The 22,893-nt window shown below is 43.2% G+C and carries 29 protein-coding genes and 2 riboswitches; of the genes, 12 read left to right on the top strand and 17 right to left on the bottom strand.

The window, feature by feature from the left end; translation table 11 throughout:
- Nucleotides 1-441: 441 nt before the first annotated feature.
- From RL70_RS00340 to RL70_RS00315, 6 genes are all read left to right on the top strand, one after another.
- The gene (locus RL70_RS00340; protein WP_039041445.1) at nt 442-933 is read left to right on the top strand and encodes a hypothetical protein; all 492 of its coding nucleotides are present in this window, start codon (nt 442-444) and stop codon (nt 931-933) included.
- Nucleotides 934-994: 61 nt separating this feature from the next.
- A riboswitch (FMN riboswitch) is annotated at nt 995-1,142 on the top strand.
- Nucleotides 1,143-1,264: 122 nt separating this feature from the next.
- Nucleotides 1,265-2,380, top strand: a complete 1,116-nt coding sequence (gene ribD / locus RL70_RS00335) for a bifunctional diaminohydroxyphosphoribosylaminopyrimidine deaminase/5-amino-6-(5-phosphoribosylamino)uracil reductase RibD (RefSeq protein WP_039041444.1) — start codon at nt 1,265-1,267, stop codon at nt 2,378-2,380.
- Nucleotides 2,361-3,008: a riboflavin synthase gene (ribE, locus tag RL70_RS00330; RefSeq protein ID WP_039041443.1), complete on the top strand. Its 648-nt coding sequence runs from the start codon at nt 2,361-2,363 to the stop codon at nt 3,006-3,008. The genes ribD and ribE (RL70_RS00330) overlap by 20 nt, the downstream gene beginning before the upstream one ends.
- 17 nt (nt 3,009-3,025) lie before the next feature.
- Nucleotides 3,026-4,219, top strand: a complete 1,194-nt coding sequence (locus tag RL70_RS00325; RefSeq protein WP_039041442.1) for a bifunctional 3,4-dihydroxy-2-butanone-4-phosphate synthase/GTP cyclohydrolase II — start codon at nt 3,026-3,028, stop codon at nt 4,217-4,219.
- A 12-nt stretch (nt 4,220-4,231) separates the two neighbouring features.
- Nucleotides 4,232-4,699 (top strand): 6,7-dimethyl-8-ribityllumazine synthase, encoded by a 468-nt coding sequence (ribE, locus tag RL70_RS00320; RefSeq protein WP_039041441.1) that lies wholly within the window; start codon nt 4,232-4,234, stop codon nt 4,697-4,699.
- 129 nt (nt 4,700-4,828) lie between these two features.
- Complete coding sequence (locus tag RL70_RS00315; RefSeq protein ID WP_039041440.1) at nt 4,829-5,230, top strand: GNAT family N-acetyltransferase; 402 nt, start codon at nt 4,829-4,831, stop codon at nt 5,228-5,230.
- Nucleotides 5,231-5,287: 57 nt separating this feature from the next.
- Here RL70_RS00315 and RL70_RS00310 read toward each other — a convergent pair whose 3' ends face one another.
- The 4 genes from RL70_RS00310 to RL70_RS00295 all read right to left on the bottom strand — a co-directional run bounded on the left by RL70_RS00310 (nt 5,288) and on the right by RL70_RS00295 (nt 7,376).
- Nucleotides 5,288-5,794, bottom strand: a complete 507-nt coding sequence (locus RL70_RS00310; protein ID WP_039041439.1) for a QueT transporter family protein — start codon at nt 5,792-5,794, stop codon at nt 5,288-5,290.
- A gap of 153 nt (nt 5,795-5,947) precedes the next feature.
- On the bottom strand, nt 5,948-6,703 hold the full coding sequence (locus RL70_RS00305; protein WP_039041438.1) for a 3-oxoacyl-ACP reductase: 756 nt from the start codon (nt 6,701-6,703) through the stop codon (nt 5,948-5,950).
- 55 nt (nt 6,704-6,758) lie between these two features.
- Complete coding sequence (locus tag RL70_RS00300) at nt 6,759-6,980, bottom strand: DUF2829 domain-containing protein (RefSeq protein ID WP_039041437.1); 222 nt, start codon at nt 6,978-6,980, stop codon at nt 6,759-6,761.
- A 21-nt stretch (nt 6,981-7,001) separates the two neighbouring features.
- Nucleotides 7,002-7,376: a helix-turn-helix domain-containing protein gene (locus RL70_RS00295; protein WP_039041436.1), complete on the bottom strand. Its 375-nt coding sequence runs from the start codon at nt 7,374-7,376 to the stop codon at nt 7,002-7,004.
- Nucleotides 7,377-7,513: 137 nt separating this feature from the next.
- Here RL70_RS00295 and RL70_RS00290 point away from each other — a divergent pair, with 137 nt between their 5' ends.
- Nucleotides 7,514-8,140, top strand: coding sequence for a nitroreductase family protein (locus RL70_RS00290; RefSeq protein WP_039041435.1), 627 nt, complete (start codon nt 7,514-7,516; stop codon nt 8,138-8,140).
- A 299-nt stretch (nt 8,141-8,439) separates the two neighbouring features.
- On the opposite strand, the gene RL70_RS00285 is transcribed toward RL70_RS00290, so the two are convergent.
- Nucleotides 8,440-9,888: an NAD(P)H-binding protein gene (locus RL70_RS00285; protein WP_039041434.1), complete on the bottom strand. Its 1,449-nt coding sequence runs from the start codon at nt 9,886-9,888 to the stop codon at nt 8,440-8,442.
- A gap of 166 nt (nt 9,889-10,054) precedes the next feature.
- Between RL70_RS00285 and RL70_RS00280 the strand changes: the two genes are divergently transcribed.
- From RL70_RS00280 to RL70_RS00270, 3 genes are all read left to right on the top strand, one after another.
- Nucleotides 10,055-10,915: a GNAT family N-acetyltransferase gene (locus tag RL70_RS00280; protein WP_039041433.1), complete on the top strand. Its 861-nt coding sequence runs from the start codon at nt 10,055-10,057 to the stop codon at nt 10,913-10,915.
- 1 nt (nt 10,916) lies between these two features.
- A complete protein-coding gene (locus tag RL70_RS00275; RefSeq protein WP_052245694.1) occupies nt 10,917-11,207 on the top strand; it encodes a DUF2087 domain-containing protein in 291 nt (96 codons plus the stop codon).
- An 84-nt stretch (nt 11,208-11,291) separates the two neighbouring features.
- Nucleotides 11,292-12,131, top strand: coding sequence for an alpha/beta fold hydrolase (locus RL70_RS00270; RefSeq protein ID WP_039041432.1), 840 nt, complete (start codon nt 11,292-11,294; stop codon nt 12,129-12,131).
- Nucleotides 12,132-12,139: 8 nt separating this feature from the next.
- Here RL70_RS00270 and RL70_RS00265 read toward each other — a convergent pair whose 3' ends face one another.
- The 5 genes from RL70_RS00265 to RL70_RS00245 all read right to left on the bottom strand — a co-directional run bounded on the left by RL70_RS00265 (nt 12,140) and on the right by RL70_RS00245 (nt 15,441).
- Nucleotides 12,140-13,054 carry an aminoglycoside phosphotransferase family protein gene (locus RL70_RS00265; protein ID WP_039041431.1) on the bottom strand — a complete coding sequence of 305 codons (915 nt, stop codon included), beginning with the start codon at nt 13,052-13,054 and terminating at the stop codon, nt 12,140-12,142.
- A 66-nt stretch (nt 13,055-13,120) separates the two neighbouring features.
- On the bottom strand, nt 13,121-13,435 hold the full coding sequence (locus RL70_RS00260) for a multidrug efflux SMR transporter (RefSeq protein ID WP_039041430.1): 315 nt from the start codon (nt 13,433-13,435) through the stop codon (nt 13,121-13,123).
- Nucleotides 13,435-13,776, bottom strand: coding sequence for a multidrug efflux SMR transporter (locus tag RL70_RS00255; RefSeq protein ID WP_039041460.1), 342 nt, complete (start codon nt 13,774-13,776; stop codon nt 13,435-13,437). The genes RL70_RS00260 and RL70_RS00255 overlap by 1 nt, the downstream gene beginning before the upstream one ends.
- A gap of 60 nt (nt 13,777-13,836) precedes the next feature.
- Nucleotides 13,837-13,933: riboswitch (guanidine-I (ykkC/yxkD leader) on the bottom strand.
- Between the two features lie 130 nt (nt 13,934-14,063).
- Nucleotides 14,064-14,786, bottom strand: coding sequence for an N-acetyltransferase (locus tag RL70_RS00250; RefSeq protein WP_039041429.1), 723 nt, complete (start codon nt 14,784-14,786; stop codon nt 14,064-14,066).
- 37 nt (nt 14,787-14,823) lie between these two features.
- Nucleotides 14,824-15,441: an NUDIX hydrolase gene (locus tag RL70_RS00245; protein ID WP_039041428.1), complete on the bottom strand. Its 618-nt coding sequence runs from the start codon at nt 15,439-15,441 to the stop codon at nt 14,824-14,826.
- 251 nt (nt 15,442-15,692) lie between these two features.
- Here RL70_RS00245 and RL70_RS00240 point away from each other — a divergent pair, with 251 nt between their 5' ends.
- Both RL70_RS00240 and RL70_RS00235 read left to right on the top strand, forming a co-directional pair.
- On the top strand, nt 15,693-16,232 hold the full coding sequence (locus tag RL70_RS00240) for an ECF transporter S component (protein WP_039041427.1): 540 nt from the start codon (nt 15,693-15,695) through the stop codon (nt 16,230-16,232).
- Nucleotides 16,233-16,351: 119 nt separating this feature from the next.
- Nucleotides 16,352-16,747 carry a hypothetical protein gene (locus RL70_RS00235; protein ID WP_039041426.1) on the top strand — a complete coding sequence of 132 codons (396 nt, stop codon included), beginning with the start codon at nt 16,352-16,354 and terminating at the stop codon, nt 16,745-16,747.
- Between the two features lie 46 nt (nt 16,748-16,793).
- On the opposite strand, the gene RL70_RS00230 is transcribed toward RL70_RS00235, so the two are convergent.
- From RL70_RS00230 to RL70_RS00200, 7 genes are all read right to left on the bottom strand, one after another.
- Nucleotides 16,794-17,501 (bottom strand): AAA family ATPase, encoded by a 708-nt coding sequence (locus RL70_RS00230; protein WP_039041425.1) that lies wholly within the window; start codon nt 17,499-17,501, stop codon nt 16,794-16,796.
- 32 nt (nt 17,502-17,533) lie between these two features.
- On the bottom strand, nt 17,534-18,040 hold the full coding sequence (locus RL70_RS00225; protein WP_039041424.1) for a hypothetical protein: 507 nt from the start codon (nt 18,038-18,040) through the stop codon (nt 17,534-17,536).
- A 120-nt stretch (nt 18,041-18,160) separates the two neighbouring features.
- Entirely contained in the window at nt 18,161-19,795 is a 1,635-nt protein-coding gene (locus RL70_RS00220) for a hypothetical protein (protein ID WP_039041423.1), read from the bottom strand.
- Entirely contained in the window at nt 19,788-20,582 is a 795-nt protein-coding gene (locus tag RL70_RS00215; protein WP_039041422.1) for an ABC transporter ATP-binding protein, read from the bottom strand. The genes RL70_RS00220 and RL70_RS00215 overlap by 8 nt, the downstream gene beginning before the upstream one ends.
- A gap of 316 nt (nt 20,583-20,898) precedes the next feature.
- A complete protein-coding gene (locus RL70_RS00210; RefSeq protein ID WP_156137860.1) occupies nt 20,899-21,408 on the bottom strand; it encodes a hypothetical protein in 510 nt (169 codons plus the stop codon).
- Between the two features lie 123 nt (nt 21,409-21,531).
- The gene (locus RL70_RS00205; protein WP_052245693.1) at nt 21,532-22,041 is read right to left on the bottom strand and encodes a methylated-DNA--[protein]-cysteine S-methyltransferase; all 510 of its coding nucleotides are present in this window, start codon (nt 22,039-22,041) and stop codon (nt 21,532-21,534) included.
- A complete protein-coding gene (locus tag RL70_RS00200; protein WP_369795162.1) occupies nt 22,004-22,870 on the bottom strand; it encodes a DNA-3-methyladenine glycosylase in 867 nt (288 codons plus the stop codon). Before RL70_RS00200 ends, RL70_RS00205 begins: the two co-directional genes overlap by 38 nt.
- Nucleotides 22,871-22,893: the final 23 nt, after the last annotated feature.

Below are 22,893 nucleotides of genomic sequence, written 5' to 3'. Positions count from 1 at the left end.
AGATCTCACTCAATCTGTACAGACCCATCTATTGGAAGCTATGTTAGATGGCAGTCGAGTAGCTTGCTGCCGTTTCCCTTATTGGGGAAACGAGTCCCCATCGATTCAACTTATTAACACAAAACCTTAGTGAATTTGTTCAACACCATGAAGTAGATCATATCATCATTGATATTACAGGATTGTTCTAGAATCACGAGTCCCGATTAACAAGCTTGTTTGCCATTCAGGATGCCTTGAAACTAATGGGCGTTCAGTTATGTGTCACTGGTATATCTCCGAAAGTGGCCCAGTCATTAGTAAGTGATCGACTGTCAGATCAACAACTTCTAGCATTCGGCAAGCGATTGAGAAGATTCAATAATCCCCACAGTAAAAATATTTGTTAAGATAATCTAGAACTCGTTGTCTGTCTCAGTATCCAATCAGGGAGGACTCTTCATGTTAGCAAGAAAAATCCTTTCCGCTACTATATCAGGAGTGCTGTTTTTCATATTACTTGGCTTCTTCATTCCCAATCCTTTCGGGGAACCCATCACGTCATTCTCTAATTACTTCGGATCGGTTTTGCTTAGTATTTCGGGCTATCTCCTCTACGGCACCCCGATCATACTTTTTTATGGAATTATATGTTCAATTATCAGCGATAAAATATCCGTTTTAATTAGTGAAAAAGTAAAATTCAATAACGCTGAATTTATGCTTTCCGGATTACTTCACGCAAGTTTCGGATTAGTATTTGCAGCATATGGACTAGTCGCATCGTTGCTGTATTTTGCTGTAGACCGAGTGATTAGAAAAAGAAAAATGCACGTTACAGGAAAGCAAATCATAACAGCGTTAGTTCTTCCAATCGCAGTATATGTCCTCTGTCTTGGATCCCTTGCAGCAGCAGATTTCTTCTCTGGCGGGTGGAAAGACTTGCTCGTTTAAAATTGAACATTCAGGTTGCAAGCTTACTAATAGCTGTGCTAGACTTTGAGACAATCGAATAATATTCCTTCGGGGCAGGGTGAAATTCCCTACCGGCGGTGATGAGCTTTTATGGCTCTTAGTCCGTGACCCGGCTGCATTTTTTGTAGACGGTGGATTTGGTGAAACTCCAAGGCCGACAGTTAAAGTCTGGATGGGAGAAGGAATGGTGCGTTTTTCAAATTTTTCATTTGACTGACGCTTATTTTGTCATGCTTACCCAGCCCCGCACATCTGTTGCGGGGCTTTTTTTGTTACATGAGGAATCTATGATTCAGGAGTGTTGTTATCTTTGGAAATTGAACACTATATGCAAATCGCTTTATCACTTGCGCAAGGTGCGGCAGGTCAAACTTCTCCGAATCCACCAGTCGGTTCCATTGTTGTGAACCATGGCAGGATTGTCGGAATGGGTGCTCATTTGCGCGCTGGCGAACGTCATGCAGAGCGGGTTGCTCTGGATATGGCAGGCAAAGAATCTGTTGGCGCTGATTTGTACGTCACTCTTGAACCTTGTTCGCATACCGGAAAAACACCGCCATGCACAGAAGCGATTTTGCAAGCAGGTATCTCTCGTGTCTACGTTTCGGCTTTAGATCCGAATCCACTAGTTGCAGGGTCTGGAATCCAGCGACTTCGAGATTCAGGTCTTGAGGTACAAATCGGAGTCTGTACAGTTTTAGCACGCGAATTGTATCAACCTTTTTTTCATTTCATTCAGACCAAACAACCTCATGTAACGTTAAAGACAGCTATGACATTAGACGGTAAAATCGCAGCATTTTCAGGACACAGCAAATGGGTGACAAGCGAGCAATCTCGGCTTGACGTCCATCGTCTTCGCCATGTCCATGATGCCATTTTGACCGGCAGCAAAACGATTCTTCACGACAATCCCCTTCTTACCACCAGATTGCCCCAAGGTGGACTTCACCCTATTCGAGTTATTTTAGATACACACTTATCTACACCTGTTGCGAGTCAGGTTATTCAAAACACGGACGCTCCAACTTGGATTTTTTGTGGCAGCGCGGCGTCAAAAGAACACGAATTGAATTTCTTGCCGTATGATCACATCGAAGTTTTTCGTATGAATGAGCCTGCCATTTCAGTATCTGACGTACTAGATAAGCTTGGCGCGCGTGGTATCATGACCCTTCTTGTAGAAGGAGGATCCTCTGTAAATGCATCTTTTTTACAAGCGGATGCTGTCAATCGAATCATTACGTACATTGCTCCGAGATTACTTGGAGGTACAGATTCTCTCACTCCAATCGGCGGGGAAAGTCCTGCCTTGATGAGTGACGCGAAAGATTTTGTTTTCTTAAAAACGGAACAGCTTGGTCCAGATTTAAAGGTAACGGCTGTACCAAAAGGAAGTGATTCTAATGTTCACAGGAATCATTGAGGAAATTGGGACTGTACGAACAGTCCGTTCGTCAGGTCAATCAATGGAACTCGCTGTGGCAGCTGCAGAAATACTGAAAGATGTCCGTTTAGGAGACAGTATCGCCGTTAACGGAACTTGTCTGACCGTTACATCATTTACGAATGGTCAGTTTACCGTGGACATGATGCCTGAAACGTTTCGAACGACGTCGTTACATAACGTGAAAGCTGGTACTTCAGTAAACTTAGAACGTGCTCTTCGCGCGGATAGTCGATTAGGAGGGCACTTTGTATCCGGTCACGTTGACGGAACTGCGATTGTCCAAAAGTGTCAGCACATCGAGAATTCGCTTGTCATGCATTTATCACTCCCGCCTGGCGGATTAAACTACGTGCTTCCGAGAGGCTCGATTGCTCTTGACGGGACGTCTTTAACAATTTTTGACGTGGCTGATGAAAGCATTTCGATTTCGCTCATCCCGCATACTCAAAAAACAACGGTTCTTGCGCAGCGTAAACCGGGAGACCGCGTTAATGTGGAATTTGACATGCTCGCAAAATACATGTTTAACATGCCACAGAAACAAACTCCTTCTGCTAAACGACCTTTGAACGAGGACTTTTTACAGCAAAATGGATTTTTATAAGGAAAGGGTGTTTCCTCATGTTTGATACGATCGAAGAAGCGATTCAAGACTTAAAACTCGGGAAACCGATTATTGTTGTGGATGATGAAAACCGTGAAAACGAAGGCGACTTCATCTGCTTAGCAGAACACGCAACCCCTGAGATGATCAATTTCATGGCAACGAAAGGACGCGGACTCATCTGTACGCCGATAACTGAATCGAAAGCGGCTCAACTCGGGCTACCGATGATGACCGCGAACAATACGGATGCACATGGAACAGCATTCACAGTGAGCATAGATCACGCTGAGTCTCATACAGGTATTAGTGCCTTCGAACGTTCGGAAACAATTTTAAAAATGCTTGAGCTACAAGCAACACCAAGTGACTTTAAACAACCCGGTCACGTCTTTCCGCTGATTGCACAAAATAACGGAGTGCTCAGCAGAGTAGGACACACCGAGGCTTCCGTCGATTTAGCTAGACTGGCAGGAAGTGAACCTGCTGCGGTCATTTGCGAAATTATGAGCGAAGATGGTTCGATGGCTCGGGTCCCTGAATTGCGTGATCTAGCAGATTCAGAAGGACTGAAACTAATTAGCATCGAAGATCTGTTGCAATACCGACTTGCCAACGAAACGCTCATTACGCGTGAAGCACAGGTCATATTGCCGACGTCATTTGGTCTATTTAAAATGATTGGCTATACCGAAAAAATGACTGGTAAAGAACACGTTGCTCTGGTTAAAGGTGATCTGACGAGCGCAGAACCTATACTGGTCAGAGTCCATTCTGAATGCTTGACTGGAGATATTTTCGGTTCTTCCAGATGCGACTGCGGTCCACAGCTCCACGCGGCGTTGCAGCAGATTGAAGACGCGGGGCGCGGCGTCCTGCTTTACATGCGTCAAGAAGGACGGGGAATCGGACTCATGAATAAGTTGAAAGCGTATGAATTGCAAGAGCAAGGACTAGATACTGTCGAAGCAAACGCAGCGCTTGGATTCCCCGACGACTTACGAGACTACAGAATCAGTGCTCAAATCCTACAAGACTTAGGAATTGCTGACGTGAGATTGCTGACGAATAACCCTAGAAAGTTGGATGGATTAGTGGAGTATGGACTCACAATTACAGAACGTGTTCCGATCGAGCTCCCCACACTTCCTGAAAACAAACGATATATGGAAACGAAAGTAGAAAAACTCGGTCATTTATTGACCCTATAGGAGGCAGTCGAAATGGGAACTGTATATGAAGGTCATTTAGTTGGTACAGGATTAAAAATCGGAATTGTAGTCGGTCGGTTTAATGAATTCATCACAAGCAAGCTGCTTTCTGCTGCACAAGATGCATGCAGACGCCATGGTGTTTCTGAAGAAGACATCGATCTGGCATGGGTGCCGGGTGCTTTTGAAATTCCGATGATTGCAAAAAAGATGGCAGGCTCCGGCAAGTACGATGCGGTCATCACTCTTGGAACTGTTATTCGTGGAGCGACCCCACACTTTGACTATGTTTGCAGCGAAACCGCTAAAGGCGTAGCAGCAGCTGGAATGCAATCAGGGATTCCCGTCATCTTTGGCGTACTGACAACGGATTCTATTGAACAATCGATTGAACGCGCAGGAACAAAAGCCGGTAACAAAGGCTGGGATGCGGCGGTCTCTGCAATAGAAATGGCGAACTTGAATAAGCAATTTTCTTAACAACGTCGGCTGAATTCTTTCAATTGCGGGTTATGTTGTTCTGAAGTAGGATATAAGAATGACTAGTGGGATTGATGCTTATAAAAATTGAGTCACTTATCCGCTACTTGCTGAAGGAGGAATTCACAAATGTCACTCACATATACATTTAAAACAGATCAGTTAACGAAAGAAAATATCCAACAATTATTTCTGTCTGTAGAATGGGAATCTGCTTCTCATCCAAATGATTTGTACAATGCTATTCTTAACTCTCATTCTGTTGCAACTGCATGGGACGGCGGCCGGCTGATTGGACTCGCGAATGCAATGTCTGATGGATCTATGGCTGTCTATTTCCATTACGTCCTTACAGACCCAGCCTATCAAGGGCAAGGCGCAGGTAAAAAGATTATGAAGATGATGTTGGAGAAGTATCAAGATACGCACACGAAAGTACTTGTTTCGTATCCAAAAGCGGTTGGATTTTATGAGTCGCTTGGCTTTGAACCGGAAGAAACCAGTACACCGATGTATGTATTTTCAAGCTAATCCCATTCATAATTAATGAATAAAAAACGCATCCCTATACAATCGGGATGCGTTTTATCATTTTGTGAAATCTATTTTTTTCGCTAAAGCGAGCATGATACTGCCACCGACGGTCATTGACAACAGTTCGCCAGCGCCTACCGTGAACCATGTGATCCAAAATGGCGCGCCGTACAATATGGTCAACTGTCCTGCAACGGTGAACATGGAAACAGCGAAAATCACGGCAGTCCAGACAAACTTCATTTTGTCTGACTTCAGCTTCTTTGTAGCAGCACGGCTAATAAGCAGCACAAGAAACGTGGCCACTCCGCCAATTGGCACGTCCAGGAACCACGTAGGTGAGAAGAAGTTCGCAAGTACCACTCCGGCTGTTACAGCGATAATATATCGCTTGTGAAACAACGCCAAGTAGTTGAACATCTCCGAAAGCCTTAACTGGACTGCACCAAAACTGATGACTGCAAGCGTGAGTGTGACAGCGACATATAGTCCCGCCACTACCGCCATTTTCGCAAGCTCTCCGACCGCAATCCGCGGACGCTCTTTTGCGAGTAACGTCATATATAGTCCTCCTTTGTAAAACAGCAAAACTGCTGTTTTAGTAATAACTGCGACCAAAGGAAGAAGAAGCCGATTGCTTCGTCAAAAAGTGTCGCAGTGCAAGCTAAAAACCTGCTTGCCTAGTATAGCAGAATTCATTCATCCTGAAAATGGTTACTTCGCTGTCCAGCCACCATCAATCGGAATGATCGTTCCATGAATATAATCGGAAGCGGCTCCCGCTAAGTAGAGTGTCAACTTCGCGACTTCTTCTGGTTGCGCCCAGCGACCTGCAGGTGTTTCCTCTGCAACCCACTCTGCTATTTTTCCATCCCCATCAAAATCAGCAGCATTCATGGGTGTTTGAATGGCGCCCGGCGCAATCGCATTTGCCCGGATTCCTTCCCGACAATAATCGAGATCGACTTGTTTTGTATACCCCACCACTGCATGTTTCGAAGCGGTATACGCTGCCCCACCACCACCGCCAACGAGACCTGCGATGGAAGCCATGTTCACCAGCACTCCTGATTTCTTCTCGAGCATATGTGGCAAAATCGCATTCGTTACGAAGAACATCCCTTTTACATTGGTGTTCATGATTCGATCCCACAACGCTTCATCGGTATCTAATGTTTTCGCAAACCCATCGAGTACACCCGCTGTATTGCACAGTATATCGATGTGTCCGAACGTATTGATTGCCTGACTTACTGCCTCTGTAACATCAGCTTGATTACTCACACTTCCTTTGCTATATCGGAAGTGTTCTGTATGTACGCTTGCTAGCTTTTCTAACCCATTTTGATCACTATCTAATGCGTAAACTGATGCACCTTGCTCTAGAAATGCATGTGCTTGAGCATAGCCGATTCCTGAAGCAGCACCCGTGATGAACACCGTTTTCCCCGCAAATTCTCTTTGTGCCATTTTTGAATTCCTCCATTCAAAAAGCCCATGATTGCTCATGAGCTTTTGCGTTTACTTATTCTACGATTGCCCAGTCTTCCGCTAACAAATCGCATACTGTCGGTGTAAACATCGTGTAACCTTCACCTGTTACATTAATAACGAAATATGGATTCATCTTTTCCCCATCCAACGATTCAGCTTCAACAAGTTTTACGTAGAGCTCTGCGCCACCCCAACCATTCCGAATAACTTTGTCGCCTGCTTTTAGTCGCGGTAAAATCTCTTCAAATGTCATCATTCATTCATCCTTCCAACTTTAAGATTCGTTTTCTGCTTTCGACTGCGTACATCCGCCATTCGCTTTCACCCATGTCAAAATGGTGCGAATGATTGGATCGAATGCAATTCCTTGTTCCGTTAGTTCATATTCAACTTTACGAGATGACGGTAACGTTCTCTTCACTGCAAAACCGTGGGCTTCCAATTCTTTCAATCGTTCTGTCAGCAGACGGTCTGAAATGCCTTCAATTTCCGCCGCTAATTCATGGTAACGTTTCGGTCCGTCCAATAGATGATAAATGATGATGCCCATCCACCGTTTCCCGATAAATTCTATAGTCGCGTGAAAACTATCACAAGCTACATGCCCGTTTTGTTGTGTAGATTGAATAAGTTCGTCGGTTTTTTTCATCATCAAAACCCCTATTCTTAAGTTAATTCCACTTTACCACAGTCATAGTTGACAAACAAGCTTACCAATAGTAAGCTGATTTACGTACTTACTAAAGGTAAGTTGAATTCACATTTATCCACAAAGGAGTTTTTCATTTGACAGAACTATTCGCACCACTATCAGAAGTCATTCACGCTCGTAAATCCGTCCGGAAATTCGACTCGGAATATCAGATTGCACCTGAAGTAATTGAGGAAATGCTACAGGAGGCAACACTTGCCCCTTCTTCAAGCAACTTACAGCCTTGGCGTTTCATCGTCATCCAAGATGACCAAGCTAAAAAGAAAATTAAAGAGTTCTCATTCAACCAAGAGCAAATGGAAACGTCTTCTGCCATCATCGCTGTGATCGGTGATACAGAAATGTATCACAACATCGATGAGATCTATTTATCAAACTTGAAAGCGGGCAATATCGACGAAGTAAATGTCCAACGACTAATCGATAATGCCAAAGCCCTTTACCCGAACGCTCCAACAGACGCTCGTTTGACGATTGCCGCGTTTGACGCTGGACTCGTTTCGATGCAATTGATGTTAATTGCAAAAGCGAAAGGCTATGACACGGTCCCAATGGGTGGTTTCGATAAAGCTCAATTTGCTAAAGAATTTAACTTGGAAGATCGTTACGTTCCACTCGTGCTAATTGCACTTGGAAAAGCAGCTGCACCTGCATATGGTTCGACGCGTCTGCCACTTGAGAAAATCACGACATTTGTATAAGTGTTAGACAAAACGCACCCTCACTCTGGGTGCGTTTTTTGTTGTAGTATGGCAGTTGATTCACTTAGATAGTAGAAAAAATACTGCTCTTTATAGCTTTAAACCAGATGAATTGTATCTCGTTTCCGATTAATTCCTCCGTATTGCCGATTAGTGGCTTGATCATGCCGATTGTTCCCTCCATATTGCCGATTACTCACGGGAATTTGCCGATTCTAACGCCGATATTACCGATTCAACATTTCCACACACACAAAAAAATGCCCACTCCGTCAATAGACGATGTGGGCAGTAGAAATTTATTGAGTATCTTCAACCGTTAAGTTTCTAACGTACTGACGATCACGCTCACTGATGCTCAACCGGTGCATATGCTTTCTAAATGCACTCATGACAAACGCATGCATATTCGCTTGCGTGACGTAGTACACAAACCACGGAAGAGATGGCAAGTAATCGTGAATTGCGATTATCGCTTCACTCGCTCCAGGTATTTTACGGAACTCCATCCGTCCCCGCTCATTCGCTTGATCATCCAGCAGGAATCCTCCTGTTATGTAATACAGCGCGCGGTCTTCGGTACTACGTTCCCCAGAATACGATAATTTTAAGAGTGTACGATTTCCAAGGAGTCCAATTCTACAATTCAAATCGCTGTCTACCGTCGTTTGGACCCATGGATTCAAGAACGTCTCTAACCATTTTACGTAATAACGCGCAACTTCATCCGCCGTCCATTCATATGGCAATTCAATCCGCTGGACTGAGCGGACGTCTTGCTTCAGTGGACCTAATGTTGGTAAAAGAGCTGTGGATCGTTTGTCTTTCTTAGCATCCGTATCCAGCGCGATTTGAGCTGCTTTCCTAAACGCAGTTTGTCCATCACTAATCCCTTCTACAGTATGACTCTTGTGGATAACCATCGGATGTTTCAAGCTTTCCACAAGTGGATAAACCATCTCCTTTGGGGTATTCGTTACTAGTCTAAGCCATAATCTCGAAAGGGTTAATGAGAAAAATGGAACATCGAGCATCTTGGGATTCTTCCCCATCACACTTGCAGTCGCTTTCATCATCGTTCGGTACGTCATCACATCTGGTCCACCCACATCGATGGAACGATCTTTCAAGTCAAAGTCCATAATTATAGAGGTCAATGCTGTCAATACGTCTTTCAAAGCGACAGGCTGTGTTTTTGTGTTTGTCCACTTCGGCAGGATCATGATCGGCAAACGCTTCACAAGCTTTGATAGTATTGGAAACGAAGAACCTTTTGGCCCGACAATCAAACCCGCTCGGAGTGCAGTCACCGGAACATCATATGCACGCAATATACGTTCCACTTCCAATCGACTCCTCAAGTGCTGGGACAGTTTCGACTCGTGCACCTCCGGAATAATTCCGCTCAAATAGACGATTTGCTGAATGCCTTGACGTTTTGCAGCTTGTGCAAAGTTATCCGCCAAAATCACATCCATATCTTCAAAGTTTCCTTGCGTCAGTTTTGCAGATTTCATCATCGAATGGACTAGATATACCGCAATGTCTGCGCCTTCTAACCCTTTTTCTGCATCTTTCATCGAAAACAAATCACACGAGCGCCACTTCACATCCTCAGTATCTTTGCGTCGTCCGCCGTTTCGGGATAATCCAATAACCGTCGCTTTCCCTTTTAAATACTCTAGCAAGTTATGCCCGATATATCCGCTTGCCCCCGCTATCGCTACTACTGGCTTTCTTTCTGCCATTCAATCCGCCTCCTTGGTAGTTCCTTTTATGCTTTCTGTACCCTTGCACTCGTCTCTTTAAGCCCTCATCGCTCTTCTATCTAATTTGCAAGAATTTTCATATTAAGTGATTGAAAATCCTCTCTTCTATGCGTATACTCAATTCATTACGAGAAGGGGTGTCTCTATGAAAATAGTGAACTTTGACGATCCATTAGCTTTTGCCACAAAAGCGGAACCGATTTTATCAGAAGACGAAGATGTTTTTAGCCTATTCAATGGCGTATTGCAGTCCATCAAAGCAGGTATGATGAATGAACCGTTCATGGCAACTGCAGAACTGGAAGGCAACGTGATTGCATTGTTCCAAATGACGCCACCTTTTCCGCTCAACATGATTTTCACGGATGAACAGCATATGGATTCGGCAATCGATGGTCTAGCTGATTACTTACTGTCTCATAATATTCCCCTTCCTTCCATCATCAGTTTGAAACCATGGGCGGAGCGATTCGCCGATAGATGGACTGCCAAGACCAAGCAATCCTCCAAAATCATTATGGATCAAGGGCTATATCGGTTGGATAAGGTGGATGAGAACCTTGAGAAAAGTCCCGGTACACTCAGGCTTGCCCAAGAGTCTGACAAACCATTGCTTGAAAAATGGCATCTCGGATTTATAGAAGATACCAAGATGCCCGAAGTGACCCCTGAGCAAGCAAGGGAATGGGTAGAGCGTACTGTTCAACGACAGGAAATTGTACTGTGGGAAGACGATGGAATTCCTGTGGCGTGTGCAAAACAAGCAAGACCGTCTCAGAACAGCGTCTCCGTATCCTTCGTCTACACACCACCTGAACACCGTAGAAAAGGCTATGCACGGACACTCGTTGCCGACTTTTCTGCAAATTTGTTAAACAAATACCAATTCTGCATGCTCTACACGGATATGCTGAACCCAACATCTAACAAGATTTATCAAGAAATAGGATACCGGAAGATTGCAGATTCTGTGCAGTTAGGGTTTGAAGTGAAGGAGAATCGTTGAAGTGGATAAACGATATGGCATCAAGCCTGAGGACAAAGAAAAAGTATTGGCGAGCTATTTTAAAGATGGATTCGACCAACCCATTCAGACCTTTCCAAGCAAAGAAAAGCGTAAAATCATTCTACTGCAACAGATTATGACTCGCTTTGAAAAGGAAATAAACTATACCGAAAAACAGGTAAACGAACTCCTAAAACCAATTTACGTTGACTATGTTTCCATTCGAAGATATCTAATTGAGTATGGATTTATGGACAGAACTTCTGACTGCACACTGTATTGGGTGAAATAGAAGATTTCATTTTAAACAATAAAGAGATGATATGCAGTCTTCGTGTAAATTGGAATGAGAAATCAGTAGAAAGGATTGGGAACTATGTGGAAGCAACAAATTATTGCGACAGAACGCGGAGATTTCGAGCTATTTACGAAAGGAAGAGGTCGGCCCCTATGCGTCACTCACTTATATAGCGAGTTCAATAAGAACGGCAATCTATTTGCAAATATCTTCACAAAGAATGCCACAGTTTATCTTGTGAATTTGCGTGGTTGTGGAAACTCTTCGCCACAAAGTGAAGACTATACGTTAGGAATGGACGATGCAGTAAAAGACCTCGAAGCAATACGCAAGTCTCTCTCCATCGAAAAATGGATTTTCGCAGGTCACTCTACTGGTGGAATGCTCGCATTAAAGTATGCCACGCGATTTCCGGAAAGTTTAGTGAAAATCATTGCAGGTGGCTTATGCGCTTCGTCAGACTATATGAAAGACAAAGGGAGCATATATTGTTCCCAAAATCCAAATAACACCCGTTCACTAGAAATATTATCCATCCTTAAAGACACTACATCCACATTAGATCAACGACGTGCTGCCGGGAAAGAGTGGTCACTCATGTCTCTTTATAACGAGGACACCTATGATGAAATGGTTAGAAGACCAAACAGCGGAAAGACGGTACCTGCACGCTTGGATTACTTCTCCTATGAAGAACTGCCAACGTATGATATAAGAGCTTCACTTGAGGATGTTTACGTTGATGCTCATATCTATTCGGGCCGTCATGATGCTCAATGTCCTCACCATTTTTCCAAAGAAGCGGCAGAACTGATGCCCAATGCCACGATGACCACATTTGAATACAGCAATCACTCGCCCTTCATAGAAGAAGAAAAGGAATTTGAGAGATTTGTTCAAGAAGAAGTATTTTCATAAAACACGCTTCATCGTACAGTTTCTTCCAAAAACTCATTAAACCACTGAGCACACTGCAACCTTTCGATCCAAGCCGGGTGCCTATCTTCAACGAACCAGCAAGCATAGAGCATAGACATTGCAATTGCCGCCTTTAATACACGCTTTTTATCGAGTACAAGCAATTCGCAGATTCGTTCAACCCGGTAATGTAGTAGCGCTTTTGGATCAGGCTTTTCCATCAAATGATTCAACATAAATTGCACGAGGTCGAAGCAAGGATCACCTCCAACTCCCTTTGGGTCAATCGCGAGCCAACCTCTCTCTTGACTGTATAAAATATTCTCGTGATGTAAATCACCATGCAGCAAACCGAGAATTTCAGTGGTCTCCTGCAATTCGTGAAAGTAACGAAGTGCCTGCTGAACCCTCTCGTTCGGCAGGTCTCCATCTTTATACCGATGCTGCTTTTGGTATTCTTCCAGGGAGACTGCCCAATCCGTAATGAGCGGTAACTCACAGTCCTCTGGCAAATCACAGCGAAGTTTCTTCCATACACTTATGAATTCATGGACAACTGCCTCTTCGTCAGAAAGATCACATAGCATCTGCCCAGGAATAAGCTTTTCCAATAACATAGCTCCACTTTCCCGATTCTCATTCACCAATCGTGCACATCCATGGCCATTGTAGATCCTGAGAGTTTCCATCTCGTTACAGTAGTCCATATCTGGCACTCCTAGTTTTAACATGTAAGGAGTTCGTCTGGAGTCTACCACGTTCGTCACATAGTTATAAGAGAGATTGTGAATCGGTTGCTCAATCGTCAATCCCCAGTGTTTCGCAAAGTAGTTCACTCGCTCTTCCAACGATGCAAGCCACACCTCTCCATCTGTTCCAAAACTATTTCGTACTTTCTGTTCAAACTCAATGGGTAGCTTCATACACGTCTCCCCTCTCCCGTTAATTCCGCTAGCAAGTGATAGACTTCCGCCTGTAACTCTACTCTATCAAGACACCAGCTTTAATCCCACTGCCGCCGCTAATACCATTCCGATGAACAATAGACGCTTCCACTCTTTCGACTCCCCGTAAACGAGCATTCCTAATAACGCCCCACCGGATGCTCCGATTCCTGTCCAAACGGCGTAGGCAGTACCCATCGGCAACGTTTCCATGGCATTTGCTAAAAATAGAAAACTCGCACCAAATCCTGCCACTAACAGAACGACTGCCTGCCAATTCCGATCCTTGTGTAGCTTACTGATCATTAACACACCAAACATTTCAAACAACCCTGCCACTACCAATGAAACCCATGCCATTATGATTGCCCCCCTTCTGGTTCAGTGTCGGGAGTCACTACTTTCAACCCGATCACCCCTGCTAACAACACCATAATTAAAATCATCTTCACAATTTTAAATGGTTCTCCAAAAAATACGATATCTGAAAAGACTGTTCCTGCAGTACCAAGGCCAACAAAAACGGCATATACCGTTCCGACAGGTAGTTTTTTTCCTGCCATGATCATCATATAAAAGCTGATGACGATGGCAATAACTGTCCCAGTCCACTCTAAAACTCCATCCGCATGCTTTAACCCCACTACCCAAAACACTTCAAATACCGCTGCAATGACGACTTTAATCCAATTTGCATTCAAGCCAATGACACCTCCATATTTTTCAACAGACAAAAAGCCCGAGAGATACTGAAAACAGTAATCTCCCAGGCTTTTATCCTTCCGTGACACAGCAATGCTGTGAGTTTTCTCTCGGTCCAGACTAACAGTTCGTTACGGAACCCTAGAAAACATTGATATACAATTAAGTCTCATTATACTTACTCAACAAGTTTTTTCAAGTATTGCACTCTTATCCGTTAAGGGAAATAAGTTCATAGCTAGGCATATCCAACTTCGTTACGTATTCTTCTTGGTCAACCAATTTTTCAATCAGTACTCTGTCGATCGATCCGATAAATTCCTTTGCGATCTCTCAACACACAACCGTTTTTCTCGAATACACGTATCATTGCATCATTCGCAGCATCCGTACTCCCTACATAGTACGTTGCCCCGAATTCTTTTAAAGCGTCAAGGGTATGTTGGTGACAGACTGTTCCCATCCCCTTGCCTCGCCATTCAGGTAAAATACCAAAGTAGAATAGCCTACCTTCATCCATCGTACCCGATTCAATATGCGGAATGCTGATGCCAACTGGCTCGCCTTCTTTTTGGAAAATCATGCAATGAGATCTCCAATTCGGACCCAGTTCCAGTTCAAAAGACTCCATGATTTGCTCAATTGTAAAGAGCTTGTTTTTATTGGCAGAACCACTACGACATTGCTCATATAAGTTTGCAAAAGTTTCATCGCTCATTTCACAAGTGGCTAATACAATTGAAGAAATATCTGACCTTTGACTATCGATTGTATTTAAATCAAGAGTGTATTCAACGATTACAGATACCTTATGGAGTCCTTTTTTAAGCAACCATGTCTCATACGTCTCATCCATCAATAATGATAAGTAGTCCACTTCCTGGTGATTCCAGTCTTTCAAAAGCTCATTGAAAGCTACTTCATAGTCGTGTTCACTTACCTGGGCTTGTTTCACCTGGTCTACTAACCAATACTCTTTTTCTTTCTTAATGGTGCTGAACAGTTCCATCTCTACCCCTTCTTTCTGCTAAACGTGTTTTCATGTCCTAGTCAATCCATGTTTCTTTATAAGGATTGCGATTGAATTCAAAAAGGATATGTATCTGTTCTGCTGTATTGCGCTTCACAGAAAGTTCCGGGAGATTGTTTTCAGTGAAGAACCCGATTTCCGCTGTCTCAATTCCAGTGATAGGTTGTCCCCCAATAATCTCGCATTGAACGAAGACTTTATAATAGTGAAACGCTTGGGGTATCGGTGAGTACTGGTTCATATCCATCAACGCCACTAATTTTTTCGGTTGAACTACGTATCCTGACTCTTCTCGTATTTCTTTCATCACATTTTCTGCAGCAGACAAGCCGATTTCACAAAAACCACCTGGCAATGCCCATTTGTTGTCGTGTGTTTCTTTCACAAGTAAGATTTGATCGTCTTGAAACACTACTCCCCTAACATCTATCTTTGGCGTCGGATATCCCTTCTCCTCTTTAAAAAGGTCTTGAATATTTTGCATTTCAGATTTTGAATGAGACGCCATAATTTCCGCACTAATTGTCCGCAATTCCTCATAGCGTTCCCGATCGAATGCATCGCTTGAAAAAGTCAGTCCTGCCTGTGAAATCGATTGTATTCGTTGTGCCCATTCCAACCATTTGTAGCTCATCTCATTACCTCCTATTTGAGCTGTCTGTCTTAATACTTATCTTGGAATCAATGATAGATTACTCCGCCATTTCTTACCACTAATCGAATGTAAAGAGAGTAGACTAAATCAGTTCGTTCATTCTAGAGGTACACCTTCTATAATCTGACCCTTTCGATTCGTTCAAAAGTGAACCTTTCCATTAGACCAGTCCTTTGCTAAAGTTTAGCAATACTGCAACAAACGCAGAAATGATGAAGGGGTCATGAACAATGAAAGCTGTTGCTACAACTACTAAAACGAAGTCTAGTACGTTTGACATGATTTTATCCGCTATGGGAATTGCACTTGTATTTGTTGCTACACTCTTATTAAATATTAAATTGCCGATTACAGCCAATGGAGGTCTGGTGCATCTTGGTACAGGGATGCTCTTTATCTTCTCGATTCTGTTTGGTCCTAAAAAGGGCGCCATTGCCGGAGCGTTCGGAATGGGCCTGTTCGACTTAGTCTCAGGATGGACTCTATGGGCGCCAATCAGCCTGGTGGCTCGTGGTTTGCAAGGATACGTCGTAGGAAAGATTGCGTGGTCGAATGGGCGTAAAGGAAATAGAACGACGTTTAACGTAATCGCTATGACCGTTTCTGTGCCTGTGATGCTTGTTGGATATTATATAGGAGAAAGTATTCTCTTCAAAAGCTTGGCGGTTCCACTCGCTTCAATCCCGGGGAACCTTGTCCAAAATGCTGTCGGAATCGCTGTTGCCATTCCAGTCTGTGTCCTACTTAAGAAAGTTGCAGTGTTCAAGTAATGCATTACAAGCCAAGTTCCGATCTAATCGGAGTTTGGCTTTTTAAATTGGGAACGATGGGAACCTTATGACCTCACTAACGTATAAGTAGAAACAATTTGTGAAGGAAGGTTTTCTATTTGAAGAAAATGCGCAGATGGGACCTCACGTATGTTGTACTAATTTTATTAATTGGATTTAGCTTATATAGCTCAATGCATCACCCCATGGAGTATGAACTTGTAGATCCTTCTAAACTGCCTGATCATGTGCAGCGCGGTCTGAAGGAGTTACCAAATCATGATGCATTTAGTACATACCGACACGGAGACCATACGTATATCGTGTATCACTTAAATGAGCCGAACGCATACAGCTCACTCGATCTCAAAGCACATAAAAGGTTCAGTCAACCAATTATTACAGCCACCATCACTCATGCCGTTGACGATCCCCTCGTAGAGAGTGCAAAAGCCATCAAATTAAAAGATCTTAGTGAAAAGGGATTTGAATTTCAAGTAGTAGATAAACGCTGAGTGAATAAAAAAAGGAATTCAAAGATGAATCACACCTCAACATACATCATTCTTCAAATAACTCTTTTAAAAACTTTTCTCTATGATCTAAGAAATATTTCGTCACTTGAACATGATGAGTCTGCTCATAGTCAATTGCTTGGATTGCCCCTCCATCGAAGCTTAGAATGGATGCCCCTGGATAGCCAAGCAAAATAGGAGAATGCGTGGCAATGATGAATTGACAGTTTTCCTCTTCTACAAGCTCATGGATAATCCGCAAAAACGTTAATTGGCGCTGAGGGGATAATGCCGCTTCTGGTTCATCCAACAAATACAGCGCTCTGCCGTCAAAACGATTTAGGAATAGGGACATAAACGATTCCCCGTGCGATTGATGGTGCAAGGACTTTCCACCATATGCATCATAAGAACCCATTTGGTCCACATGGGATGCAAACTGATAAAACGATTCGGCTCTCAGAAAAAATCCATTCGTCACTTTCGGCATCCATGATAGTCGCAAGTAATCCGAAAGATCACTCCCAGCTGCGTCCACTTCATACTGATTGTTACGCCCACCACCCGCAGTATTAAAGCCGCACACGTCCGCAATCCCTTCAAGTAACGTTGACTTCCCTGATCCATTTTCTCCAACAAGATAAGTAACAGGGTGCGTTAACTCTAGTTCAGTCAACGACTGCACAACCGGTATGTTGAAAGGATATCCCTTTTTCCGTTCTTCATTTAGAAGCGTAACCTTGTTTAAAAACACGCAATCACTCCCTTCCATTGGTGATAGCAATATTAAATATTTGGAATAAAAAACATGGTAATGAGCAGGACAAGCACGGTGCAGTTCGCCGAATAGACGATTAAGTCTTCCGACGTTCTCACCTTACCGTAGCGCTGAACTACCGATAGGACAAATAAATACATTAGAGTTAAAAAGTATAATAGGACTATATCAATCTGCCATTGCTGATCTTGAGTGATCGATGAAAATACCGTGACTCCTAAAACAATAAATCCAATTAACGAAAGTACAAATACTACTCCTAAGATAGCAGGAAGGACCCTCCAGATTTTATGCGTGAAAAACTGCGTATTCTTACGGTCTTGCCAGTACAATACTGCTGCCATACTCCAAACCGTAACAATGATGCAGACAAATGTAATCGCAATGGAAGGGTTCATCCAACTCTGTAGACTTTCAAGCCACTCATGAATTGAAATTATGTAAAAATGCTTGCTCACCAAGCCTGCAATCACCACACACACGATCCCTAATTGATAGCCTGTCCACTTTGACAAATGATTCACCCCTTTTCCCCTTATTACGAAAGAAAATCGGAAAAGTTTCGGTAGACGTTAGATTCTTCTTGGAATCCCCAAAATAGACCTACCCAACTTAATTAGCCAGGTAGGTCCATTTTACATATATGCTGTCTTTCGCTTAATCGGAAGAAGCACCTTCCAACCAACTAGACATCCAACTACAATCACGACTAAGTAAATCGGAGTTCCATATGGAATCTTTGACATCAGGATATGGACTCCTACAAAAACTCCAATGAGCAGCATGAGGATAATCTGCTTTGCTGTTCCCGATTGAACAGACTCACCCATTGGAAGTGAAAACGGGAATGTACCTTTTGCCCCTATTGCATAACAGATGACTGCATACAGGACAGCTGAAAACAGTACGACAACGAGATCAGGAACAATGCGCCATCCGAAGAAAACCGTGAATATAACTGCCTGCAGGAGATACACCGGTAAAAACAACTGTGCTAGACTCGCTTTTAAAGCGGCTCGTTTCACACGCGATACGCTTGTTATCGGAGCGACCGCATAGATCCACGCCCCTTTGAATTTACTTGAATAACTCAGCATCACTGCAAGTGGGCCAATGATGAGAAATCCAAAGTAAATCATGAAATACATATTGGAGGTTATCATGTCTTCCCACGTTCCATCTGATAAAAAGATATATAAAAAGAGGAACGGTGCGACAAAGCCGATACCTAACGATGGATACACTTTCAGTTTAAAATCGCGTTCACGCTTCATCAGTTGCCATGAAAACCTGAAGCTTGCACGCTCTTCACTATTTCTGCAGAGCACCCTCTCCCAGAATTTCATCATCACAGCGTGTTTTTGTTTTCCGCCTCTTGTTTCTGACATTAGCTTCTGAAGGTCACGTTCAAACAACGGCATTTTACGGATGTACATCCAAATCGCAAAAATGGGAATGATGAAGGCAGCAATTGAGAGTACAATAAGCGGTTTGCTTGTATTGCCCCCTAGCAACCATTCAAAAGGTGCTGCAAACCATAGTGGCGGAATCAGGAAATGCCACCAGCTGAACTCATACGAAATGGTTAGACCTACGAACTCAAACGAGCGCATTAAAACTTGATACCCTACAAAAACACCGACTGACAATAGGATTTGTACGTAATTGATCATATCTTTCAGTCGTTCACCATCGAAAACGCGTAGCATCACCATGTATGTGATCGCAGTAAGTGCAATAATGAGCAGCATCAGAAAAATCATCATTACAAGGAACAATAAGAAGAACGAAATCCCTTTGGATACAAGGATTACGATGGAAGGGATACCTAGTAATGATAACGCGATCAGTGTCATGTAAATACTGACGTGAACGAGCTTGGCAGCATTCAGCGTTCGATCATCCACCGGAACAGCAGCGAGCAGAATACGATCCCTTACATCCAGTAGCACGCTAGAAAAGTCCGCAATAAGTGACGTCATAATCATGAACATCGCAATTCCGAATACAATTCCCATCTGGAGCATCACACTGTCGCCAAAGAATAGGAAAGGAATTGTTGCTAGCCCGTATAGCACATACAATCCAAGTGATTTTAGAAACTGGTTGCCTTCTTTCAGTTTCGTTTGTGAAAACACAACAGGGATGCGCCGTTCATCCATTGTCAGTTTTAGCCCGACAATTGTCCGCATGGAAGGATAGTCAATCCCAAACGCTTGGAAGAGCCCCTTAAACACATCCATTACACGTAACGAACGGAAGTTATCCATCCGTTTCACCACCCGTTACGAGTTCTACAAAACGCCTCGCTGTTTGCTGATGTTCGTTAAAACCTGTCAGCTGATTAAATAGCATTTCCAGAGATCCTGCTTCACCTTGACCTTTTAATTCATCAAATGACCCATCGGCTGCAATTTTCCCGTTGTATAAAAGCACAATTCGATTACTGATTTTCTCTACGACATCCATTATGTGTGAGGAGTAAAAAATGGTTTTTCCACTCGCCGCAAGCATTGCTAAAATATCTTTGACGACCATGACGCTATTGGCGTCGAGTCCACTCAAGGGTTCATCTAAAAATAAAATATCAGGATCATGAAGTAAACTTGAGATGATCAGCACCTTCTGCTTCATGCCTTTGGAGAATGATGAAATCCGAGTATGTAGGACGTCTTCGAGTCCAAGTTCAGTCATGAGTTGCTTCGCTTTGTGTTCCACCGCTGCTCTTTTCATCCCATATAGCTCTCCCACGAACGTCAAATATTCCATAGGTGTCAGCGTATCGTAGATCTCTGCATTCTCCGGCACGTAACCTATCCTACGTTTAACGTCCTGGTCTTCGTTTCGTAAATCGTTTCCAAAGATCTCGACCGTCCCTTTGTAATCTTGAATCAGTCCAAGTAAAATTTTCAACGTTGTACTTTTCCCAGCACCATTCGGTCCGATGTAGCCGATGATCTGCCCTCTAAAGACATCCAGTGAAATTCCGTCCAAAACACGTTTCCCAGGGTATTCCATCGTAAGGTCCCGCAGTGAAATAATTGGTTCTGTTTGCATCTGGCATTTCCCCCAAACCGCTCTATTTACTCAAGCGTAACAAGATGTAAGGGAAATTCCAATTGTTTTTTTGAATAATAGGGAATATAGAGATAGTTTTAAGAGGGAGTTTGGTGGGAGTGGGTGGGGTGAACGTGGAAACGAGCGGGTTGCTTGCGGGAACGGGCGGGTCGACCGTGGAAACGATTGGGTTGCTCACGGGAACGAGCGGGTTGCACTCCGAAACGATCGGGTTGACCGCGGGAACGAGCGGGTCGCCCCCCGAAACGAGCGAGTTGACCCCCAGATGAGCCGATCAAGCATCCTATTAAATAAATCAGTTACAGTTGCTAATAGTGTTAGTTAGAACACTAGGACCAAGCTTATCTGTTTTGGTATTCGAGAGACGTACTTGTACTACCGCGTTTTTCATGTCCGCGGTGATCAAGTCAAATCGGCCAGCCCAACTTGGACTATATTCCTCCGGGGTGGGATAAAGCTTAAACCGCCAGCTGATTTCTTCCGGTATATACGCAAATCCTTCATAGCTATCGTAATCGCCATAAGAAGACGGTTCAGGGAGATGTACAGCAAGGATACTGATATTCGTTCGTGCAAAACTGGGTGGATTTAATTGCACTTTGTATACTAATGCTACACCTTTCGCGTTCTTAAGTTTTTTATCAACTGGCTCCAAAACCAGACTGCATGGCTCTTTAATTCCATTCGATGACTTTTCTTTTTTTCCTATCAAGGCTTGTACCTCTGATGGTTTTTCAAAAGTTACAACGAAAATAGCCATCAAACTGAACATCAGCATCAAAAACACCAAGTGGCCAGCTTTCATCTAATTACACCTACCTCATTTTTAGAGGTAGTATTTCCTTTTAACTTTATGATATGCGCGTGAAATCAAACTTGGCTACCGCATGAATCCCATTAAATAGGCACATCTCACGGCACACTAAAATCATTGCTTATATTTTTGTTCATGGGCAAGCAGCCATTCTTTCCGCCACAAGCCACCTGCGTATCCAGTCAACGTTCCGTTCGATCCGATAATTCGATGACAAGGAATGATAATGCTCAGTTTGTTTTTTCCATTAGCCGTACCCACTGCGCGCACTGCTTTTTCGTTGCCGATCGAACAGGCGATATCTCGATAAGACGCGGTTTGTGCGTAAGGAATATCCGTTAGTGCTTGCCAGACGTTTCGTCTGAATTCGGTTCCCTCATTCATATAAGGAACCGTAAATTCTTTACGCGTTCCGTTAAAGTATTCATCCAGCTCGTTGTAGCAGTCTTTGACTACTTGAAAGGTTGAATCTGTTAGCCTTTTCCTGACAACGTCGGAATCTGTAAATAAAATCGAAACAATCGCTTCCTCAGTTCCCACTATTTCAATTACACCAAGTGGCGATTGATACTCCACTTTATCCGTGTCAGTCAGACAATGATTGCCATAGATAGAATGTTGCATACGCTTCATAACCTCCCCAATTCTTCGAAACTTCCTTGATTTCCTCTACAGTTGGCTTACGTTCAAGTTTCAGCTCGCGTTTTAGTGCATTTTGAAGACCGACATCAGCAATAGGAAACGCAGAGGCATGATGCAAGCATTTCATCATTACATAGTTTGCACTCCAAGCTCCAATCCCTCGCAGACTCAGTAACGTCTCTGTCATTTGCTGAACGCCTTGCTGAAGTAACATCTGTTTTGTTAATTGACCATTCGCTATAGCCTTTGCGATGTCAATAATATATTCGGCCTTTCTTCTTGTAAATTGAAGGTCAATCAGTTGCTGTACTTGTAAGTTTGAGATGACGTCTGGTGAGGGAAATAGCCAATATGTGATCCCCTCAAAAGACAAACTTTCACCAAATCGTTCTACAAAACGCTTCTTCAACGTATATGCAAATGCTAAATTGATCTGCTGACCGATAATAGCCCAGGTAAGTGCTTCAAACAAGTCTGGAATCCCTATGATTCTTAACCCAAAATGAGTCGGCACAATTTCCTGTAATACCTTATCTTCTATCGACAACAAATAAAAATCACGTAAGTCACGATCCAGATCAAACCATTCCCTGATATAAGCTACAACTGCTCCTTGAACATTCTTGTTGTGTACATTAAGTAGTAAATGTACTAAAAGGACATGGGATTGGTAGCTGATTTTACACAACACAAATTCCTGATCGATCTTAATCAGTTTATATAAAAAGCTATCTCTAACTTGGTGCATCACTTCTTGCTCAGACCTCGTTAAAAACACTAAACATTGTTGGAAATCAAATTCGTTGGGCAGTGAAATTTTTATAATTGACTGTT

This window comes from Sporosarcina sp. ZBG7A (genome assembly GCF_000813425.1).
Taxonomy (GTDB): Bacteria; Bacillota; Bacilli; order Bacillales_A; family Planococcaceae; genus Sporosarcina.
Note: the sequence above shows the minus strand (reverse complement) of the source record. Positions and strands in the feature narration are given on the sequence as shown.

Coding starts and splice junctions, on each gene's coding strand:
- RL70_RS00245 (WP_039041428.1), bottom strand. CDS start 15,441: ATGAGCTACAAATGGTTGGAATGGGCACAACGAATACAATCGATTTCA.
- RL70_RS00285 (WP_039041434.1), bottom strand. CDS start 9,888: ATGGCAGAAAGAAAGCCAGTAGTAGCGATAGCGGGGGCAAGCGGATAT.
- RL70_RS00315 (WP_039041440.1), top strand. CDS start 4,829: ATGTCACTCACATATACATTTAAAACAGATCAGTTAACGAAAGAAAAT.
- RL70_RS00270 (WP_039041432.1), top strand. CDS start 11,292: ATGTGGAAGCAACAAATTATTGCGACAGAACGCGGAGATTTCGAGCTA.
- RL70_RS00210 (WP_156137860.1), bottom strand. CDS start 21,408: ATGAAAGCTGGCCACTTGGTGTTTTTGATGCTGATGTTCAGTTTGATG.
- RL70_RS00260 (WP_039041430.1), bottom strand. CDS start 13,435: ATGGCATGGGTTTCATTGGTAGTGGCAGGGTTGTTTGAAATGTTTGGT.
- ribE (WP_039041441.1), top strand. CDS start 4,232: ATGGGAACTGTATATGAAGGTCATTTAGTTGGTACAGGATTAAAAATC.
- RL70_RS00215 (WP_039041422.1), bottom strand. CDS start 20,582: ATGCAAACAGAACCAATTATTTCACTGCGGGACCTTACGATGGAATAC.
- RL70_RS00300 (WP_039041437.1), bottom strand. CDS start 6,980: ATGACATTTGAAGAGATTTTACCGCGACTAAAAGCAGGCGACAAAGTT.
- RL70_RS00240 (WP_039041427.1), top strand. CDS start 15,693: ATGAAAGCTGTTGCTACAACTACTAAAACGAAGTCTAGTACGTTTGAC.
- RL70_RS00265 (WP_039041431.1), bottom strand. CDS start 13,054: ATGAAGCTACCCATTGAGTTTGAACAGAAAGTACGAAATAGTTTTGGA.
- RL70_RS00205 (WP_052245693.1), bottom strand. CDS start 22,041: ATGCAACATTCTATCTATGGCAATCATTGTCTGACTGACACGGATAAA.
- RL70_RS00310 (WP_039041439.1), bottom strand. CDS start 5,794: ATGACGTTACTCGCAAAAGAGCGTCCGCGGATTGCGGTCGGAGAGCTT.
- RL70_RS00325 (WP_039041442.1), top strand. CDS start 3,026: ATGTTTGATACGATCGAAGAAGCGATTCAAGACTTAAAACTCGGGAAA.
- RL70_RS00340 (WP_039041445.1), top strand. CDS start 442: ATGTTAGCAAGAAAAATCCTTTCCGCTACTATATCAGGAGTGCTGTTT.
- RL70_RS00295 (WP_039041436.1), bottom strand. CDS start 7,376: ATGAAAAAAACCGACGAACTTATTCAATCTACACAACAAAACGGGCAT.
- RL70_RS00305 (WP_039041438.1), bottom strand. CDS start 6,703: ATGGCACAAAGAGAATTTGCGGGGAAAACGGTGTTCATCACGGGTGCT.
- RL70_RS00280 (WP_039041433.1), top strand. CDS start 10,055: ATGAAAATAGTGAACTTTGACGATCCATTAGCTTTTGCCACAAAAGCG.
- RL70_RS00220 (WP_039041423.1), bottom strand. CDS start 19,795: ATGGATAACTTCCGTTCGTTACGTGTAATGGATGTGTTTAAGGGGCTC.
- ribE (WP_039041443.1), top strand. CDS start 2,361: ATGTTCACAGGAATCATTGAGGAAATTGGGACTGTACGAACAGTCCGT.
- RL70_RS00250 (WP_039041429.1), bottom strand. CDS start 14,786: ATGGAACTGTTCAGCACCATTAAGAAAGAAAAAGAGTATTGGTTAGTA.